General features: G+C 71.2%; 16 protein-coding genes. 6 read left to right on the forward strand and 10 right to left on the reverse strand.

Features of this window, described 5'->3' with window-relative positions; genetic code table 11:
* Nucleotides 1-7 precede the first annotated feature (7 nt).
* The 3 genes from G3I77_RS30290 to G3I77_RS30300 form a co-directional block, all read right to left on the reverse strand.
* Nucleotides 8-958, reverse strand: coding sequence for a DMT family transporter (locus G3I77_RS30290; RefSeq protein ID WP_248508588.1), 951 nt, complete (start codon nt 956-958; stop codon nt 8-10).
* Nucleotides 959-1,181: 223 nt separating this feature from the next.
* Complete coding sequence (locus tag G3I77_RS30295; RefSeq protein WP_248508590.1) at nt 1,182-2,186, reverse strand: DMT family transporter; 1,005 nt, start codon at nt 2,184-2,186, stop codon at nt 1,182-1,184.
* Nucleotides 2,187-2,291: 105 nt separating this feature from the next.
* The gene (locus G3I77_RS30300) at nt 2,292-2,840 is read right to left on the reverse strand and encodes a Clp protease N-terminal domain-containing protein (protein ID WP_374387334.1); all 549 of its coding nucleotides are present in this window, start codon (nt 2,838-2,840) and stop codon (nt 2,292-2,294) included.
* A 223-nt stretch (nt 2,841-3,063) separates the two neighbouring features.
* Between G3I77_RS30300 and G3I77_RS30305 the strand changes: the two genes are divergently transcribed.
* Nucleotides 3,064-3,492 carry an SRPBCC family protein gene (locus tag G3I77_RS30305; protein ID WP_248508594.1) on the forward strand — a complete coding sequence of 143 codons (429 nt, stop codon included), beginning with the start codon at nt 3,064-3,066 and terminating at the stop codon, nt 3,490-3,492.
* 60 nt (nt 3,493-3,552) lie between these two features.
* On the opposite strand, the gene G3I77_RS30310 is transcribed toward G3I77_RS30305, so the two are convergent.
* On the reverse strand, nt 3,553-4,188 hold the full coding sequence (locus tag G3I77_RS30310) for a PadR family transcriptional regulator (protein WP_248508596.1): 636 nt from the start codon (nt 4,186-4,188) through the stop codon (nt 3,553-3,555).
* Between the two features lie 196 nt (nt 4,189-4,384).
* Between G3I77_RS30310 and G3I77_RS30315 the strand changes: the two genes are divergently transcribed.
* Both G3I77_RS30315 and G3I77_RS30320 read left to right on the forward strand, forming a co-directional pair.
* The gene (locus G3I77_RS30315) at nt 4,385-5,242 is read left to right on the forward strand and encodes an MBL fold metallo-hydrolase (protein ID WP_248508598.1); all 858 of its coding nucleotides are present in this window, start codon (nt 4,385-4,387) and stop codon (nt 5,240-5,242) included.
* Nucleotides 5,243-5,446: 204 nt separating this feature from the next.
* A complete protein-coding gene (locus tag G3I77_RS30320; protein ID WP_248508600.1) occupies nt 5,447-6,265 on the forward strand; it encodes a PhzF family phenazine biosynthesis protein in 819 nt (272 codons plus the stop codon).
* 50 nt (nt 6,266-6,315) lie between these two features.
* Here the strand turns inward: G3I77_RS30320 and G3I77_RS30325 are convergent, their stop codons facing one another.
* A complete protein-coding gene (locus G3I77_RS30325) occupies nt 6,316-7,116 on the reverse strand; it encodes a type II CAAX endopeptidase family protein (RefSeq protein WP_248508630.1) in 801 nt (266 codons plus the stop codon).
* Between the two features lie 68 nt (nt 7,117-7,184).
* On the reverse strand, nt 7,185-8,702 hold the full coding sequence (locus G3I77_RS30330) for a glutamate-cysteine ligase family protein (protein ID WP_248508602.1): 1,518 nt from the start codon (nt 8,700-8,702) through the stop codon (nt 7,185-7,187).
* Between the two features lie 545 nt (nt 8,703-9,247).
* Between G3I77_RS30330 and G3I77_RS30335 the strand changes: the two genes are divergently transcribed.
* The 3 genes from G3I77_RS30335 to G3I77_RS30345 all read left to right on the forward strand — a co-directional run bounded on the left by G3I77_RS30335 (nt 9,248) and on the right by G3I77_RS30345 (nt 11,688).
* Entirely contained in the window at nt 9,248-9,832 is a 585-nt protein-coding gene (locus G3I77_RS30335) for a hypothetical protein (RefSeq protein WP_248508604.1), read from the forward strand.
* Nucleotides 9,833-10,247: 415 nt separating this feature from the next.
* A complete protein-coding gene (locus G3I77_RS30340; RefSeq protein ID WP_030835828.1) occupies nt 10,248-10,451 on the forward strand; it encodes a DUF5999 family protein in 204 nt (67 codons plus the stop codon).
* A gap of 211 nt (nt 10,452-10,662) precedes the next feature.
* Complete coding sequence (locus G3I77_RS30345) at nt 10,663-11,688, forward strand: LacI family DNA-binding transcriptional regulator (RefSeq protein WP_248508607.1); 1,026 nt, start codon at nt 10,663-10,665, stop codon at nt 11,686-11,688.
* A 61-nt stretch (nt 11,689-11,749) separates the two neighbouring features.
* On the opposite strand, the gene G3I77_RS30350 is transcribed toward G3I77_RS30345, so the two are convergent.
* The 4 genes from G3I77_RS30350 to G3I77_RS30365 all read right to left on the reverse strand — a co-directional run bounded on the left by G3I77_RS30350 (nt 11,750) and on the right by G3I77_RS30365 (nt 15,989).
* A complete protein-coding gene (locus tag G3I77_RS30350; protein WP_248508608.1) occupies nt 11,750-12,799 on the reverse strand; it encodes an endo-1,4-beta-xylanase in 1,050 nt (349 codons plus the stop codon).
* A gap of 53 nt (nt 12,800-12,852) precedes the next feature.
* Nucleotides 12,853-13,617 carry a carbohydrate ABC transporter permease gene (locus G3I77_RS30355; RefSeq protein WP_248508631.1) on the reverse strand — a complete coding sequence of 255 codons (765 nt, stop codon included), beginning with the start codon at nt 13,615-13,617 and terminating at the stop codon, nt 12,853-12,855.
* Between the two features lie 74 nt (nt 13,618-13,691).
* Nucleotides 13,692-14,690 carry a carbohydrate ABC transporter permease gene (locus tag G3I77_RS30360; RefSeq protein ID WP_248508609.1) on the reverse strand — a complete coding sequence of 333 codons (999 nt, stop codon included), beginning with the start codon at nt 14,688-14,690 and terminating at the stop codon, nt 13,692-13,694.
* Between the two features lie 6 nt (nt 14,691-14,696).
* The gene (locus G3I77_RS30365; RefSeq protein WP_248508633.1) at nt 14,697-15,989 is read right to left on the reverse strand and encodes an extracellular solute-binding protein; all 1,293 of its coding nucleotides are present in this window, start codon (nt 15,987-15,989) and stop codon (nt 14,697-14,699) included.
* Between the last annotated feature and the right edge of the window lie 106 nt (nt 15,990-16,095).

Genomic DNA, 16,095 nt, shown 5'->3' on the forward strand with positions numbered 1-16,095 from the left:
CCTCGTCCTACACGGCCCTCACCGGCTCCTGACCCGTCCGCGCACCCCGCGCCTCCCCCACCGCGAGGCCCGCCACCGAGCCCAGCATCAGCAGGGTTCCGGCCAGTGTCGCCGCCGTGAGGTGCTCGCCGAGCAGGACGACGGCGAGCACCGCCGCGCTCACCGGCTCGAGCAGCATGATCACCGACACGGTGGCGGACCGCACGACGGCCGCGCCCGCGAAGTAGAGGCCGTAGGCGAGCGCCGTGGGGACGGCGGCGACGTAGACCAGCAGGAGCAGGAGCCGACCGGGCTCCTCGGTGTGCGGCAGCAGTCCCTCCGCCAAGGCGAACGGCAACAGGCACAGGCTCGTGACGGCGAAGGCCCCGGTGGTCGAGCGAGCGGCGTCGACCTCGCCGTCGCGGCCCCACCGGCGGGTGAGCAGCGTCATCACGCTGTACCCGGCCGCGGACAGCAGCGCGAGCAGCACACCCACGGGGCGGACGGTCGCGCCCCCGCTTCCGAGGACGAGAACCGCGAGCCCGGCGAGGGCCCCCACGACGGCGACGGCGCCGCCCCGGCCCAGATGCTCGGCCAGGGTCAGCCGGGCGCCGAGCGCGATGAGGACCGGCCCCGCGCCCAGGGTGACGACGGTGGCCACGGCAAGGCCGGTGGCCGAGACGGCCGCGAAGTACGCGGTCTGGAAGACGGCGAGGCCGAGCCCGGTGACCCCGGCCCGCAGCGCCCGTCGGCCGAGCGGCTCCCGCACGGGTGTTGCGGTGCGCGGCCGCAGCGGGCGGACGGCGAGCAGCAGCACGAGCCCGGCGGCGCAGCGCCAGAAGGAGAGGGCGACGGGCCCCATGTCACTGGCCCGGTAGACCAGGGAGGCGGCCGCGCCCGCGGTGCCCCAGGCGGCACCGGCGACGATCAGATAGAGGAGGCCTCGCCCGATGGGCAGGCCGGATGCAGTGTTCGACACGAGTTCTCTCCGCAGACGCGCACGACGCGCCGCACGCGAGTGGCGGCCGGTGCGCGGAAGTTCGGCAGGAACCCCGGATCAGTCGGGATCAGGGGTCCACGGACTTCGTCTGCGGGCAGCACCGTTCTGCGCGGCGGCGAAACGCCGGGCGCGGTTTCCGGAGGGCCCGCCTCAGACGGCCGGAGGCGGAAGAACGAGTGCGTTCGAAGGCATGATCGGCACCCTACGCGGTCGTCCCGGGGCTGGACAATTCCCTTTCCGGGCCACCGCCGGCGACCGGCCGGTCGGAGCCCTTCGCGGGCGTGGAGGACTGTGCGATGAAGGCGCCCGCCAGCACGATGACGCCACCGGCGATCTGCGGTGCCGACAGGTGCTCGCCGAGCAGGACCCAGGCCAGCACGGTGGCGATGACCGCTTCGAGGCAGGCCACGACACCCGCGACCTGCGGGGAGAGCCGCCGCACGGCGACCACACCGGTGACGTACGCGACGACTGTGGCGACGAGCACGATCCACGCCAGCAGGACGACGGCCGCGACGGGCGTGCCGTCCATGCGGGCGGTACCCGTGAGGACGGACCAGTCCATGCTCCAGGGCCGGGCGACGACGGTCAGTACGGCCGCCCCGACGAGCAGGCCGTAGGCGATGACACCGAGCGGATCGGGCGCCTCGTCCCCGGCGTCGCTGCCCTGGTCGGACAGGACGAAGTAGCCGACCTGGCAGCAGGCCGCGCCGAGCGCGAGCAGCAGCCCCAGGGCGTCGAAGCCGAGGCCCGACCACACCTCGACGACGCAGGCGAGTCCGCCGACCGCGAGCACGACACCGACCGCGGCGGCACGCGTCACCGGCCGACGCTGCACGAAGCGCACCCAGCCCAGCACCAGCGCGGGCGCCAGGTACTCGATGAGAAGCGCCACCCCGACGGGGATCCGGGAGAGCGCCGCGAAGTAGCAGGCCTGGACACCGGCGACGGCCAGCAGTCCGAACCCGGCGAGCAGTCCGGGGCGCCGGCGCAGCAGCGCGCGATGGCGTACGGCGAGCGGCAGCATCACCACGGCCGCCCCGGCCACCCGCAGCCACACCACGTGCAACGGGTCCAGACCCGCCTCGATCAGCGGCTTCGCCGCGACTCCGGATCCGCCGAAGGCCACCGCGGACACGAGCGCGAGGCCGAGCCCCACGCCCCTGCCGCGCCCGCTCACGCTGCTGTCAGAGGTACGCACCGGCACATGATGACAGGCCGTGACAGGAGCGTCACCCCCTATGGCACCTGTCTCACAGCCTGGACGGGACGAACTGGCCCCCGGGGCCGACCGACCTCGGGGCGCTCGCGCTCAGTGGGGGGCTTCGCCGCACTCCCGTGTGATGCCGGACCAGTCGCCGAGCCGGGCGAACACCTCTCGCGGGTCGATGCCGGCCCGTTCGAGCACCTCGACCGCGCGCGCCTGCGGGTCGACGACGATCGCCGCGAGCAGGTCGGCACCACGGGCCGGTCCGCCGCGCTCGGCGGCGCGTTCGCAGGCGTGCTCCATGCACGCGGCGGCGAGCGGGGAGAAGCCCGCCGTCTCCGTCACCACGGGGACGGCGCCGGAGTCCTCGACACCGCTCTGCCAGCGCAGGCCGTATCCGATGCTGCGCTGAACGAGATAGCCGAGCAGCCGCGCGATCTGCGGCCCCTCCCCGAAGACGGCACGCGCCTCGGGGTCGGACTCCAGCAGCGAGTGGAGCAGATGGGCGGTGTCGATCTGGCGGTCCCCGTCCCGGACGGCCCGGCGCCGGGCACCGCCGACCACCGACGCCAGCTCGTCACTGAGCCTGGCATCGTTGTCCACGCGCTGAATGCCGTGCTCATGGGCCGACTGCCGGGGGGTACGGGGTTGCACATCCTCTACCCCATCAGTCCCGCGGGCCCGGGTCATCCCCGGCGGGAAGCATCTTCGCGTCCCACGGGAAGTGGACTCCCCCAGCCGGAATCTCCTCCTTGCGGAGGAGATCAGGCAGATGCGGATGGAGACCTCGGCGCGGCTGACAGTTCGTCAGTATTGAACATCGCGGCCACCGCGGCTACGTTCCGCGACACCCAGCCCGACACGAAGAGGTGGTCGCATGGCCGAAGTCAGCGCGGAGGCACGCATCGGGGCGCCGGCCGAGAAGGTGTGGGCCAGGCTCACGGACTGGTCCGCGTACGGCGAGTGGAACGCGACCCACACGAGCTTCCCGGCGGGCGGCCCGGAGCCCCTGGAAGTGGGCGCGACGTTCCAGGAGAACATGCGGCTCATGAACTTCCCGGCCGAGGTGGCCTGGACCGTCGAGGAACTGGAACCTGCGCGCGTGCTCGCCATCCGCGGCAAGGGCCCGATGGCGGTGACCGTCGCGACGCGCTACACCCTCACCCCCGACGGCGACGCCACGACGGTCCGCATCGACGGTGAGTTCACGGGCGCGACGGTGTCCCTGATGGCGGGCAAGCTCAAGGACTCGGCCACGGCGGCCCTGCACGAGTCGCTGCGCAGGCTGGACGGACTGGTGACCTGACACCCGGGCACACCGAAGCGCCCCCGGACCACTCCGGGGGCGCTTCTTCTCCCACGAGGTTCAGTCGTCGTCGGCGAGGATCAGATACAGCTTCTTGCGGGCCTCGTTGATGACGCCGAGCGCCTTCTCCCGCTGCTCCTTGCTGCCGGTCTTCCAGACCTGGCCGAAGGCCTCCATCAGACCGAAGCCGGCCTGACGGATCTCGCCGAGGGCCTCCCAGTCCACCCCGCGGGAGGCCTCCTCCCAGGGCGCCTCGGGCCCTTCCCCGGCAGCCTCGCGGCCCGCCTCGGTGAGCGAGAACAGCTTCTTGCCTCCTTCGGACGCGCTGACGATCAGCCCCTCGTCCTCCAGCAACTGGAGGGTGGGGTACACCGAACCGGGGCTGGGCTTCCACGCCCCGCCGCTGCGCTCGGCGATCTCCTGGATCATCTCGTAGCCGTGCATCGGCCGGTCCTTCAGCAGGGCCAGGATCGAGGCGCGCACGTCACCGCGCCGCGCCCTCCCCCTTGGCCCCCCGCGCCCTCGTCCGCCCCAGGGGCCCGGACCGAAGCCCGGTCCGCCGGGGCCGCCCCAGCCGGGGCCACCGTGGCCGCCCGGCCCGAACGGGCCGAAGGCCGCACGCAGCCCTTCGAAGCCGCCCCGACCGTGGTGCGGGCCGCTGTGCCCATGTCCACGCTCGAATCCGTGGGTACGCATCGCAACCACTCCCCATTCCATCGTTGATCTGTCGCGATGCTTCAACGATATATCGGTAAAGCTCGACTGACAAGGCTCTCCTCGCGGGGCATCGGGGCTCTGGCGCGATCGGCGACAGGCAGCAACGCCCCCCGCACCGGACCCTGTTCATCTGAGAGATCACCTCCCGCGTGGAAGGCATGGCAGGATCGCGGCCATGCCCCTCAGAGCTCCCCGCCTCTGGATCGGCTCGACCGAGATCGTCGCCCTCGCCGACGGCGAAGGCCCGTTCTTCTCCCCGCGCACCGAGGCCTTCCCCGAGGCCACGGCCGCTCAGTGGGCGGAAGCCGACCGCTACGACCCGGGCGCGGTCGACGCCGAAGGCCGCTGGCGGCTCCAGTTCCGCGCGTACGCGATCCGCAGCGAAAGGGGCCTCACCGTCGTGGACGCCGGGATCGGTCCGGCGGACAGCCCGGCCGCCTCGTGGGCGCCCGTGCCTGGTGCGCTCCCCGAGTCGCTCGCCGCCGCGGGCATCGACCCGGCCGACGTCGACACCGTGGTGCTCACACATCTGCACACCGACCACGTCGGGTGGGCGGTCGTGACCGAGGCGGCCGTCCCCTCAGCGGGCGGCGCGGTGGACGGCACCACTTCGACCGGCGGCCGCCGACCCTACTTCCCGAACGCCGAATACCTGCTCCAGCGGGCCGAGTTCGACGCCCTCGACGCGCTCAACCCGCAGCTTCGCGAGACCCTCACCGACCCGCTCGCGGCCGCCGGTCGGCTCCGGCTCCTCGACGGGGACACGCCGCTGCGCGCCGGGCGCGCGGTTGCCACGCCCGGTCATACGCCCGGGCACCAGAGCGTGCTGGTCGCCGACGGCCGCGAGCTGGCGCTCGTCACCGGCGACCTCCTGGTGCACGCGCTCCAGCTGCTCCACCCCGAGCTCGCCTACACGCACGAGACCGACCCCGAGGCGGCCAGGCACTCGAGGGAGCGCATGCTCGGCCGCGAAACCGCCACCACGCTGCACCTGGCGACACCGCATCTGACGGAGCCCTTCCACTCGGCGTGACCGCGGCCGCGTCGGCGTTGTCGCGCGGAGGGCTTTCGGCGGCGCCGATGCCCGCGCGTACGCCTGCCGGAAACCGGGCTTGGTCCAGGGTGGTCGCCGATGCACGGAACCTTCGCCGATACAGGCCACCCGGCCGGCAGAACCGGGCCAGTGCTCGCGAATTGGCCTTGGCATGTGGCTTCGCGGGAGCCATAGCGTCGGGGCATGCGGATCCGAATCGTCGACGCCTTCACCGATCGCCCCTTCTCCGGCAACCCGGCCGGGGTCCTGCTCCTGACCGGCGCGGACACCTTCCCGGACGACAGCTGGCTCCAGAACGTCGCCTTGGAGGTCAACCACGCCGAGACCGCGTTCGCCCATCCCCTCCCCGAGGGCGGCGCGGCCGACTGGGCCCTGCGCTGGTTCACTCCGGCCGCCGAGGTCGCGATGTGCGGTCACGCGACCCTGGCCACCGCCCACGTCCTGCACACCACCGGCACCCACGAGGGCCCGGTCCGTTTCGCAACGCGCAGCGGCGTCCTCGTCGCCACGCCCGCCGGGGACGGCTCGCTCACGCTGGACTTCCCGACCGCCCCGCTCACCCCGGTCGACCCGCCCGGCGGCCTCGCCGAGGCTCTGGGCGCCGAGCCGCTCACGGTCCTCGACACCGGTCCGAACGTGGGCGACCTGCTGGTCGAGGTCGCGGACGAGAAGACGGTGCACGGCCTCACCCCCGATCTGAAGGCCCTCACCGCTCATTCCGAGCGCGGCGTCATCGCCACGGCCCGCGCCGAGGACCCGGCCCGGGGCTACGACTTCGTCTCCCGCTGCTTCTTCCCGAACGTCGGCATCGACGAGGACCCGGTGACCGGCAGCGCCCACACCGCGCTGGCCCCGTTCTGGTCCGAGCGCCTCGGCCGCCCCGGCCTCACCGGCCTCCAGGCCTCACCCCGCTCCGGCCGCGTCCGCACGGAGCTGCGCGGCGACCGCACCCTGCTGACCGGCAGGGCGGTCACCGTCATCGAGGGCGACCTGCTGGCCTGAGCACGGCGAAGGGGCGTGCGACACCGTCGTACGCCCCTGACCTCATTCCGTCACGCCGTCGGCAGCCAGCCCACCTTGCCCGCCAGCAGCGCGTACCCGACGAACGCCCCGATGTCGAGCAGCGAGTGGGCCACCACGAGCGGGCCGACGCGCCCCCAGCGGCGGTAGAGCCAGACGAAGACGACGCCCATGACCATGTTCCCGATGAAGCCGCCGATGCCCTGGTAGAGGTGGTACGAGCCGCGCAGTACGGAGCTGCCGGCCATGGCGGCCACCGGGGTCCAGCCCAGCTGGCCCATGCGGCGCAGCAGGTAGCCGACGACGATCACCTCCTCCAGTACGGCGTTCTGAATCGCCGAAAGGATCAGCACGGGGTACTTCCACCACACCGCCGGCAGCGCCTCGGGCACCACGGTGAGGTTGAAGCCGAGGCCGCGGGCCGCGAGGTAGAAGGCGATGCCGGTGCTGCCGATGACCGCCGCGATCGCCGCGCCGCGGCCGAGGTCGGGCCAGGGGCGGGTGCGGTCGAAGCCGATCGTGCGCAGGCTCGCGCCCTCGCGCAGCAGGAAGTGCGCGACGAGCGCGACGGGCACCAGCGCCGTGGTGATCCCGAACAGCTGCCAGGCGAGGTCGAGCCAGGGCCGGCCGGGCGCGGCCGAGGCGTTCATCGTGGCCGCCTGGTCCTTGAGCCCGCCCGGCTTGGTGACCGACCCGACGAAGCTGATCAGCGCGGACACTCCGCTCGCGCCCAGCGACAGCGCGAGGACCAGCAGCGTCTCGTTGCGGAGCATCCTCCGTGAGAGCCCCTGCCGGGGAATGGAATCGCCCACCGGGCTCGCCTCCGCCTGCACACCTGCCTCCACTTCACCGACCTGTCGGATCAGTATGGCGGCAGCAGGATGTCACCCCGGCGGCGGCGTCAGCCCAGCGACACCGGCTCCGGCAGTCCCACGGGCCAGCTGTGCACCGGGTCCCCCTTGTGCATCAGCTCGCGGTAACGCCGGGTCGTGGCGGCCAGCGCGTCGTCCCGGGAGAGGCCGGCGTCCAGTGCCGTGTGGAAGGTGGCGGCCTGCCAGCTCGCCCCGTTCACCCTGCGCCGGCAGCGCTCCTCGATCACACCCAGGTACAGATCGCGGTCGGCCGGCTCGACGCCCCAGGCGTCCAGCCCGGCCTCGGCGAGCGGCAGCAGCTCGTCGCGGATCAGGTTCACCGCGTCGACCTCGGTGGTGCCGCTGTACCGGCCGCGCCGGGGCCAGGTGAAGCGGGCGTCGATGCCGTCCTTGCACGCGGCGTCGAAGTTGGCGGCGGCCGCCTCGAACGGCAGCCGGGTCCACACCGGCCGGGACTCCTCGGCGAGGGCCCGGACGACCCCGTAGAAGAAGGCCGCGTTGGCGATGACGTCGATGACCGTGGGTCCGGCCGGCAGGACGCGGTTCTCCACACGCAGGTGCGGGACGCCGTCGGCGATACCGTAGACCGGGCGGTTCCAGCGGTAGATCGTGCCGTTGTGCAGGACGAGTTCGGCGAGTGACGGCGTGCCGCCCTGGTCGAGTACCTTCAGCGGGTCCTCGTCGTCGCAGATCGGCAGCAGGGCCGGGTAGTAGCGCAGGTTCTCCTCGAAAAGGTCGTACGCCGAGGTGACCCAGCGCTCCCCGAACCAGGTGCGCGGCCGGACGCCCTGGGCCTGGAGCTCGGGCGGGCGGGTGTCGGTGGACTGCTGGAACAGCGGGGGCCGCGACTCGCGCCACAGCTCGCGGCCGAAGAGGAAGGGCGAGTTGGCGCCGACCGCGATCTGCGCGGCGGCGACCGCCTGGGCCGCGTTCCACACGTCGGCGAAGCGGGCCGGGGTGACCTGGAGGTGCAGTTGCACGGAGGTGCAGGCGGCCTCCGGCGCGATGGACTTCGAGGTGCAGCTCAGGTGCTCCACGCCCTCGATGTCGAGGGTGAACTCCTCGCCGCGGGCGGCCACGATCTGATCGTTGAGGAGGGTGTACCGGTCGACGTCGGAGAGGTTCGACGACACCAGGTCGTCACGGTCGAGAGTCGGCAGAATACCGATCATCACAATACCGGCGTCGACCTCGCCCGCTTTTCGGTCGGCATATGCCAGTGACGTACGGAGTTCCTCCGCGAGGCGGTCGAAAACCCGGCCCCCCAGACGATGTGGAGGGATGTTGACTTCCAGGTTGAACATGGCGAGTTCTGTTTGGAAGTCGCGACTCGCGATGCGTTCGAGGACTTGCCCGTTCAACATTTTCGGCATGCCGTCGGCGCCCGCGAGATTCAATTCGATCTCCAGCCCCATGAGGTTCTTGGGGCGGTCGAACCGCTTCTCCGCCAGGAGTCGCTCCAAGCCCGTCAGGCACCGACGCAGCTTGTCGCGGTAGCGCTGGCGATCGGACAGGTCGAACCGGCCTGCCGCGACCTTCTCCCCCATTGAAGCGTCCTTCCTCGGATGATGCGGGCCGGGATCCGCCCGCCGGGGCCCCGGTCAGGTGGAGGATGCCCAGTGAAAGCGATCGATAACGTCCCGGGCGGACCCGGCGACCGCTACGCTGGTCACGTGTGACCGGTGGCACATTCACTAGGCATGACACACAGGACAGGTTTCGGGGCCCGGGAACTCGTGAAAAACGCCGACGAGAATGGGCCGACCGACCTGCGGGCATTGGCCGAGGTCATCGCCGTGCACCCCCGTCAGGAACCGGGATAATTCTCGCGTATCGCCGACCGAATGTACCCTTGTTCTACTCACCGGAAACGGCTAGACGAAACACAGTCTGAACCCGTGTCGTATAAACTCCGCGAACAAGGCAGAAGGTTGGCGCCCACGGTCGATGGGTCCTGCCGTCGAGGCGACGCGGACCCCACCCCCCTCTCGTTCACATGACCTGGCCCCTGCCTCTCTGACCCTCGTGAGCTGACAGCGCCGTCCGCCCCCGCCCTCGCGCCACCGTGCCTTTGAATGAGAGGCGACCCACCATGCCGCTGCATGTCCCTCCGGCTCCCGCGCCCGCACTCCGTTCCGTCCTCACTGCGCTCTCCTCTCCCACCGCGGTCCGCGAAGCCCGAACTCCCTCCCTGCTCGGCACCCAGGGACCCGCCACACCCGAGCTCCCCCTGCCCGTGCACGTCCTCGACCACGTCACGGCCGAGGGCGTGTCCGCGACCCGGCTGGCCGGGTGGCGCTTCCTGATCCGCTGCGGCGACCGCGCCGTGGCCGCGGCGGAGACGATGCTGACTCCCGACGGCTGGGCCTTCTCGCACTTCTTCGAGGGCCCGTACATCACCTCCACCGAGCGCGCCCTGCGCCAGGCCGAGGCGATGCCGCAGCCGTACCAGCCCCGCCTGCTGTCGGTGCCCAGCCTGTACATGCTGACGCTCTGGCTGCACGAGGAGTGCACCGCGGACGGTGCCACCGGCCACCCCGCCGCCACCGACCTGCTCGTCCCGCTGGCGCCGGCGCCTCCCGGTATCGCGGCCCACCGCCCGCACCGCGTCGCCGAACTGCTCCCGGTGCTGACCCACCGGGCGGCTCCCACCAGACTGCTCGGCTCACCCGCCTGAAGCGCCGCACGGTTCCCCCGCACCCCGTCGCCGAATTCCGGCGACGGGGTCGTTCTCTTACCGCCCCGCCGCTCGCACGATCGCTTTATCGCTCACACGATCGCTCGTACGAGCACGCAATAGCTCGCACGAGCCGTACATGGTGCCGACCCGAGCGGACTAGCCCCATTCGGCCACTGCGAACCACCCGAAGGGACAGTGCAGTTGGGATGAACCGTCCGCCCGGGTGATGCGTCATGAACCTGTGAGAAGTGGTGCCGCGAAATCCCTGCGGATTGACGCCCGTGGGGCAACACTGGGTTCCGACGACTTATCACAACGGGGGGCGGCCATGAACGACACTTCTAGCCGCGGAACAGACACGACAGCCGACTCAGTCTCATCGTCCATCTCGACCCAGCGAAAGATCCCACCCATGTGCCAGCACCAGACCCAGTGCCCCTCAGCAGACTCCGCCGACCGGGAATCCGCCCGCCTCGTGGCGCACCACCCGGAGCAGGGATGGAGCCTGCTGTGCAACGGCGTGGTGCTCTTCGAGGACACCGGCGAGCTGCTGCCGGACGGCCGGGCCATCGCCCCGCACCGTCCGCTGGCCGGCCAGGTGATGACGGCCGCCTGAGGCCGCTCGGCGGGGTGAGGCCCCCGCCGGCAGACAGGAGGGGCCGGCCGCAGGACACCCTGCGCACCGGCCCCGACGTATGTCCGGACGTCGTCACTCACCGTCACCTCCCGCGACCTCCCGTTCCCGGTTCGCACGCCTTCCCACGGATGCCCGTTTTCCGGAAGACTCCTGGAAGTTTCGCGGTCACCCGTCGACGGAGGTGGGGCAAGTGGGAGCACGTGGGGCCGACGCCGAGGGCAAGGTCACGATCACGGAGATCGCCCGGCGGGCCGGCGTGTCCGTACCCACCGTGTCCCGGGTCGTGAACGGCCGGTCCGACGTGTCGCCGCAGACCCGGGCCCGGGTCGAGGACCTGCTGCGCCGGCACGGCTACCGCAGGCGTCCCGCGGCCCCGGGAGCCGGTGCCGCCCTGCTCGACCTGGTCTTCAACAACCTCGACAGCCCCTGGGCCGTGGAGATCATCCGCGGGGTCGAGGAGCAGGCGCACGCCGTCGGGGTCGGCACGGTGGTGTCGGCCATCCACGGACGTTCCGGCGACGCCCGCGAGTGGATGCGCAACCTGAGGGCCCGCGCCTCCGACGGCGTCATCCTCGTGACGTCCGCCCTGGATCCGACACTGCACGAGGAGCTGCGGATCCTCGGCGTGCCCCTGGTGGTCGTCGACCCGGCGGGCTCCCCCGCCCTGGACGCCCCCACGATCGGCGCCGCGAACTGGTCGGGCGGCATGGCGGCCACCGAGCACCTGCTGTCCCTCGGCCACCGCCGGATCGGCCTGATCGCCGGCCCGCCCCGCCTGCTGTGCTCCCGGGCCCGCCTGGACGGCTACCGCGCGGCCCTGGAGGGCGCCGGCATCACGATGGACGCGTCCCTCGTCGTCCCCGGCGACTTCCGCCCCGAGTCCGGATTCACCGCCTGCACCACCCTGCTCGACCTGCCCGAGCCGCCGACCGCCGTGTTCGCGGCCAGTGACCAGATGGCCCTCGGCGCGATCGAGGCACTGCGCCGGCGCGGGCTGCGGGTGCCGCAGGACATGAGCGTGGTCGGCTTCGACGACCTTCCGGAGGTCCGCTGGTCGGCGCCGCCCCTGACGACGATCCGCCAGCCCCTGGCCGACATGGGCAAGCTGGCCGTTCGCACGGTGCTCCGCCTGACCCGCGACGAGCAGCCGGACTCACCACGGGTGGAACTGGGAACCGACCTCGTGGTGCGGGCGAGCACCGCGCCCCCGGCCTGACCCCCGGCCCGGGGAACGGCGCCCCACCACCCCCTGTCCGGCAGGGCGCCGCCCGCCCCCGCTACCTCCCCCCGAGCGCCTCACGCAGCGCGAAGTACGCCGGCTTCCGCCGCAGTTCCTCGTCCCACGGCAGGGCGGCGCCCTCGCCCGGGAAGAACGCCGGGATCCACGAGTACTTGTCGGTGTAGTCCCACAGGGTGATGCCGACGCACCGGCGGACCGTCAGGCACGCCTCGGTCAGGTCGGCGTACCACTCGGCCTGCAGGGCCAGCTTCTCCTCGGTCGCGGGCAGTTGCATCCGTATGTCGACCTCGGTGAGCGCGGTGTCGAGGCCGAGCCGGGAGAAGCGGCGGAGGTTGTCCTCCAGGGTGGTCGGATAGCCGTACTGCAGGGCCAGATGGGCCTGGAGGCCGATGCCGTGCAGCGGGACGCCCGCGGCCTTCAGCTCCTTGGCCAGCCGGTGGTAGGCGTCGCTCTTCGGGCCGATCCCCTCGATGTTGTAGTCGTTGAGGTACAGCTTGACCCGCGGATCCGCCTGGTGCGCCCAGCGCAGCGCGTCAGCGATGTAACCGGGCCCGAGCGTCTTGTAGAACACCGACTCCCGGTACGTACCGTCCTCGTTGAACGCCTCGTTGACGACGTCCCAGGCGAACACCTTGCCCCGGTAGTGCCGTACCTCCGCCTGGATGTGCTTCTTCAGTACAGCCCTCAGCTCCGGGGCCGTCCACTCCCTGCTCGTGAGCCACTCGGGCAGCTGGCTGTGCCAGACCAGGGTGTGGCCGCGCACCTTCTGCCGGTTGGCCCGGGCCAGGTTCACGATCTCGTCGCCCTGGGAGAAGTCGAACACGCCCTGCTGGGGTTCGGTGGCGTACCACTTCATGCCGTTGCCGGGCGTGATCTGGTCGAACTCGCTGCCGAGCAGGGCCTTGTACGGCCCGTCCACGAGCTCGGGGTTGTCGGTGGCGCTGCCGAAGTAGCGGCCGTGCCTCTGGGCGAGATCGGCGAGGGTGGGCTGCTGGTGACCGGCCTGGGCGGGCGTGCCGGCGCCGATGCCGGCGGCGACCAGGAGCGCGGCGACGGCGCTGACGAGTCTCAGACGGGTGGTGCGCATGGTGCGACTCCTCACGACAGGGGGTGGGTAGAGCCGTACGTTCGCGGCGCGGGTCAGCCCTTGGTGGCGCCGGCGGTGAGGCCGCCGACGAGCTGACGCTCGGCGACCGAGTAGAAGGCGAGGGCCGGGACCATGGCCAGCACCAGATAGGCGAAGACCTTGGCGTACTCGGCGGAGTACTGCCCCTGGAACTGCTGGACGCCGATCGGCAGGGTCCACCACTGCGCGTCGGTGAACACCAGCAGCGGCAGGAAGAAGTTGTTCCAGCTGGTGACGACGGCCAGCACCGAGACGGTGCCGAGCGCGGGCCGGGCCATGGGCAGCAGCACCCGCCAGAAGAAACCGAACGAGCTGCATCCGTCGAGCGTGGCCGCCTCCTCCAGCTCGCCGGGGATCTGCCGGAAGAACCCCCGCAGGATGATGATCGTCATCGGCAGTCCGAAGGCGGCCTGCGGGAGGATCACACCGAGGGGGTTGTCCAGCAGGTCCAGGGAGCGCAGCAGCAGGAACAGCGGCAGGGCCGCCACCGCGAACGGGAACATCAGCCCCATGGTGAACAGCGTGAACAGCGCCTCCCTGCCGCGGAAGGCGAATCGCGCGAAGGAGAAGGCCGACAGGGCGGAGACCGCGACGACCAGGACGGTCGTGCCCACCGCGATCAGCGTGCTGTTGCCGATCAGCCGCCAGAAGTCACCCGAGCCGAGGATCTGGGTGTAGTTGGAGGTCACCCACGACTCGGGCAGACCGACCGGGTTGCGGGAGAGCTCGTCGGTGGTCTTGAAGCCGGAGAGCGCGGCGTAGAGCAGGGGGACGGCCATGACCGCGCCGACGACGGTCAGGACGAGGTGCAGGCTCCAGGTCTTCCCGCCCCCGCGGCTCTTCTGACTGGTTGTCACTTTCCGTCACCCCGCATGGTCGTGGTGGCCCCTTCCAGGTCGCGCCGGAGGACGAACCGCTGGTAGGCGAGGGCGAAGACGAGGCTGATGCCGAACATGGCCACGCTGATCGCGCTGGCGTAGCCGACCTGGTAGCGCTTGAAGCCGTACTGGAACATGGTCACGGCCATGGTCTCGGAATGGTGGTCGGGGCCGCCCGCGGTGGTCACCCACACCAGGTCGAAGAGCTGGATCGACCCGATGACCGCCAGGAACACGCTGATGCGCAGGGTGGGCGCGAGCAGTGGCAGGGTGACGTTGCGGAACCGCTGCCAGGCGCCGGCCCCGTCGATGAGCGCCGCCTCGGTCAGTTCCCGGGGGACGGCCTGGAGCCCGGCCAGGTACAGCATCATGTGGAAGCCGAAGTACTTCCAGGTCATGACCAGGAAGACGGTCGCCATGACGGTGGACGGATCCGCGAACCACTCCCCGCCCAGCCCCTCCAGCCCGATCCTGCCGAGGACCTGGTCGGCGAAGCCGTCGTCCGGGGCGAAGATCATGCCGAAGAGGATTCCGGTGATGGCCTCGGACAGGACGTACGGGGCGAAGAACAGCATCCGGTAGACCGCCCGGCCGCGCATCCGCTGGTTGAGCAGGACGGCCATGGCGAGCGCGAACGGCAGCTGGAGGGCGAGCGACAGCACCACCAGGAGCAGGCAGCGCCACAGGTCGCCGAGGAAGACGGCGTCCTGGAGGAGCCGGCTGAAGTTCTCGCCGCCGATGTAGTCGGTGGGCATTCCGAAGCCGCCCCAGCGGAAGAACGCGGCGTACAGGGCGAACAGCATCGGCAGCAGCACGAGCCCCATGAACAGCACCAGGGCGGGCAGTTGGAAGCCGGCCGCGGTGAGCCAGTGCAGCGCGCGCCGCCGGGCCCGCCCCGTGGGCCGGTTCGCGGCCGGGGGCGGGGCACCGACGCCGGGGCCGGTCCGTTTGTCCGGCAGGAACGTGGAGGTCATCGCCGGCTACTGCTCTTCCTTCGCGGTCTTCGTGATCGACTGGGCGACCTGCCCGGGCGACTTGGACCCGGCGATGAGCGCGGCGACGCTGTCGTTGACCTCCTGGCCGACGGCCGGGGCGTACGCCTGGTCGAGGTAGAGCTGGAAGCCGGTGGCGGCCTTCAACTGGGCCTGTACGGCCTTGATGTTGGGGTCGGCGATGGCGCTCTCGGCCGCGGGGACCACAGGCAGGACGCCGGTCTTCTCGACCAGCTCCAGGTCGGTGGCCTCCGACGCGAAGAACTTGAGGAAGTCGACGGCCTCCTGCGGGGCGCCCCTGCGCAGGGCGTGTCCGCCGCCTCCGCCGAACACCTCGGTGATGGCGCCCTTGCCGCCCTCGACCGCGGGGAAGGGGAAGAAGCCGAGGTCCTTGCCGAGGCCCTTGCCCGCGTCGGCCTGCACCGTGGGGGCCCACTGGCCCATGAGCTCCATGGCCGCCTTGCCGTTGCCGACGGAGGCGGCCTGCCCGGTGGGAGTGGAGTAGGCGGCGCCCAGGAAGCCCTTCTGGAACGGCTGGAGAGCGACGAGCTCCTCGAGGTGCTCGCCCGCCTCGACGAAGGGGGCGCCGGTGAAGTCCTTGTCCTCGTAGGCCTTCTGCAGCGCTCCGGCGCCGGCGGTGCGCATCGCCAGGTAGGCCCAGTAGTACATGCCGGGCCACTTCTCCTTGCCGGCCAGTGCCAGCGGCGTGACCTTGGCGGCCTTCAGCTTGCGTACGGCGTCGAGGAAGCCGTTCCAGGTGGTCGGGGGCTCGGCGATGCCGGCCTTCTTGAAGAGCGCCTTGTTGTACCAGAAGCCGATCATGCCGATGTCGAACGGGATGCCGTAAGCCTGGCCGTCGAGAAGGTAGGGCTCCTTGGCGACCGGGAGCAGGGCGTCGCCCCACGGCTTGGTCCTGTCGGTGAGGTTCTCGACGAGCCCGGCGTCGACCTGTTGCTTCAGCACGCCGCCGCCCCAGGTGTGGAAGATGTCGGGCAGCTTCCCGGAGGCGGTCAGGGCCGTCATCTTCGACTTGTAGGCGTCGTTCTCCAGCTGGACGATCTTTATCTTGACCTTGGGGTTCTGCGCCTCGAACTTCCGGGCGAGGGCGGCCCACACGGTCTTGGACGGCTCGGTGGTGGAGATGTTCCACCACTCGATCGTGGTCGTCCCCGACGACCCTCCGTCCGAGTCCCCGCCGCACGCGGTCAGTGCCGTCATCCCCAGACCGGCCGCGGCGGAGGCCGCCATGAAGCCGCGGCGGGACAGTGCCGGGTCGCCCATCATGCGCTCCTCGAAAGTTTCGAACTTAACCCAGAAAGCTTCGCTGCTGCCGAACCCTAGAGACAGCGCCCAAACGGTGGCAACCCCTTGTGCACGGTGAATCTGT

The organism is Streptomyces sp. D2-8 (assembly GCF_023184515.1).
Classification (GTDB): Bacteria; Actinomycetota; Actinomycetes; order Streptomycetales; family Streptomycetaceae; genus Streptomyces.

What these genes read in the sequence shown, in the direction of transcription:
- G3I77_RS30305 (WP_248508594.1), top strand. Translation starts at nt 3,064, where the DNA reads ATGGCCGAAGTCAGCGCGGAGGCACGCATCGGGGCGCCGGCCGAGAAG.
- G3I77_RS30310 (WP_248508596.1), bottom strand. Translation starts at nt 4,188, where the DNA reads ATGCGTACCCACGGATTCGAGCGTGGACATGGGCACAGCGGCCCGCAC.
- G3I77_RS30315 (WP_248508598.1), top strand. Translation starts at nt 4,385, where the DNA reads ATGCCCCTCAGAGCTCCCCGCCTCTGGATCGGCTCGACCGAGATCGTC.
- G3I77_RS30320 (WP_248508600.1), top strand. Translation starts at nt 5,447, where the DNA reads ATGCGGATCCGAATCGTCGACGCCTTCACCGATCGCCCCTTCTCCGGC.
- G3I77_RS30330 (WP_248508602.1), bottom strand. Translation starts at nt 8,702, where the DNA reads ATGGGGGAGAAGGTCGCGGCAGGCCGGTTCGACCTGTCCGATCGCCAG.
- G3I77_RS30335 (WP_248508604.1), top strand. Translation starts at nt 9,248, where the DNA reads ATGCCGCTGCATGTCCCTCCGGCTCCCGCGCCCGCACTCCGTTCCGTC.
- G3I77_RS30340 (WP_030835828.1), top strand. Translation starts at nt 10,248, where the DNA reads ATGTGCCAGCACCAGACCCAGTGCCCCTCAGCAGACTCCGCCGACCGG.
- G3I77_RS30350 (WP_248508608.1), bottom strand. Translation starts at nt 12,799, where the DNA reads ATGCGCACCACCCGTCTGAGACTCGTCAGCGCCGTCGCCGCGCTCCTG.
- G3I77_RS30355 (WP_248508631.1), bottom strand. Translation starts at nt 13,617, where the DNA reads ATGGCCGTCCCCCTGCTCTACGCCGCGCTCTCCGGCTTCAAGACCACC.
- G3I77_RS30360 (WP_248508609.1), bottom strand. Translation starts at nt 14,690, where the DNA reads ATGACCTCCACGTTCCTGCCGGACAAACGGACCGGCCCCGGCGTCGGT.
- G3I77_RS30365 (WP_248508633.1), bottom strand. Translation starts at nt 15,989, where the DNA reads ATGGGCGACCCGGCACTGTCCCGCCGCGGCTTCATGGCGGCCTCCGCC.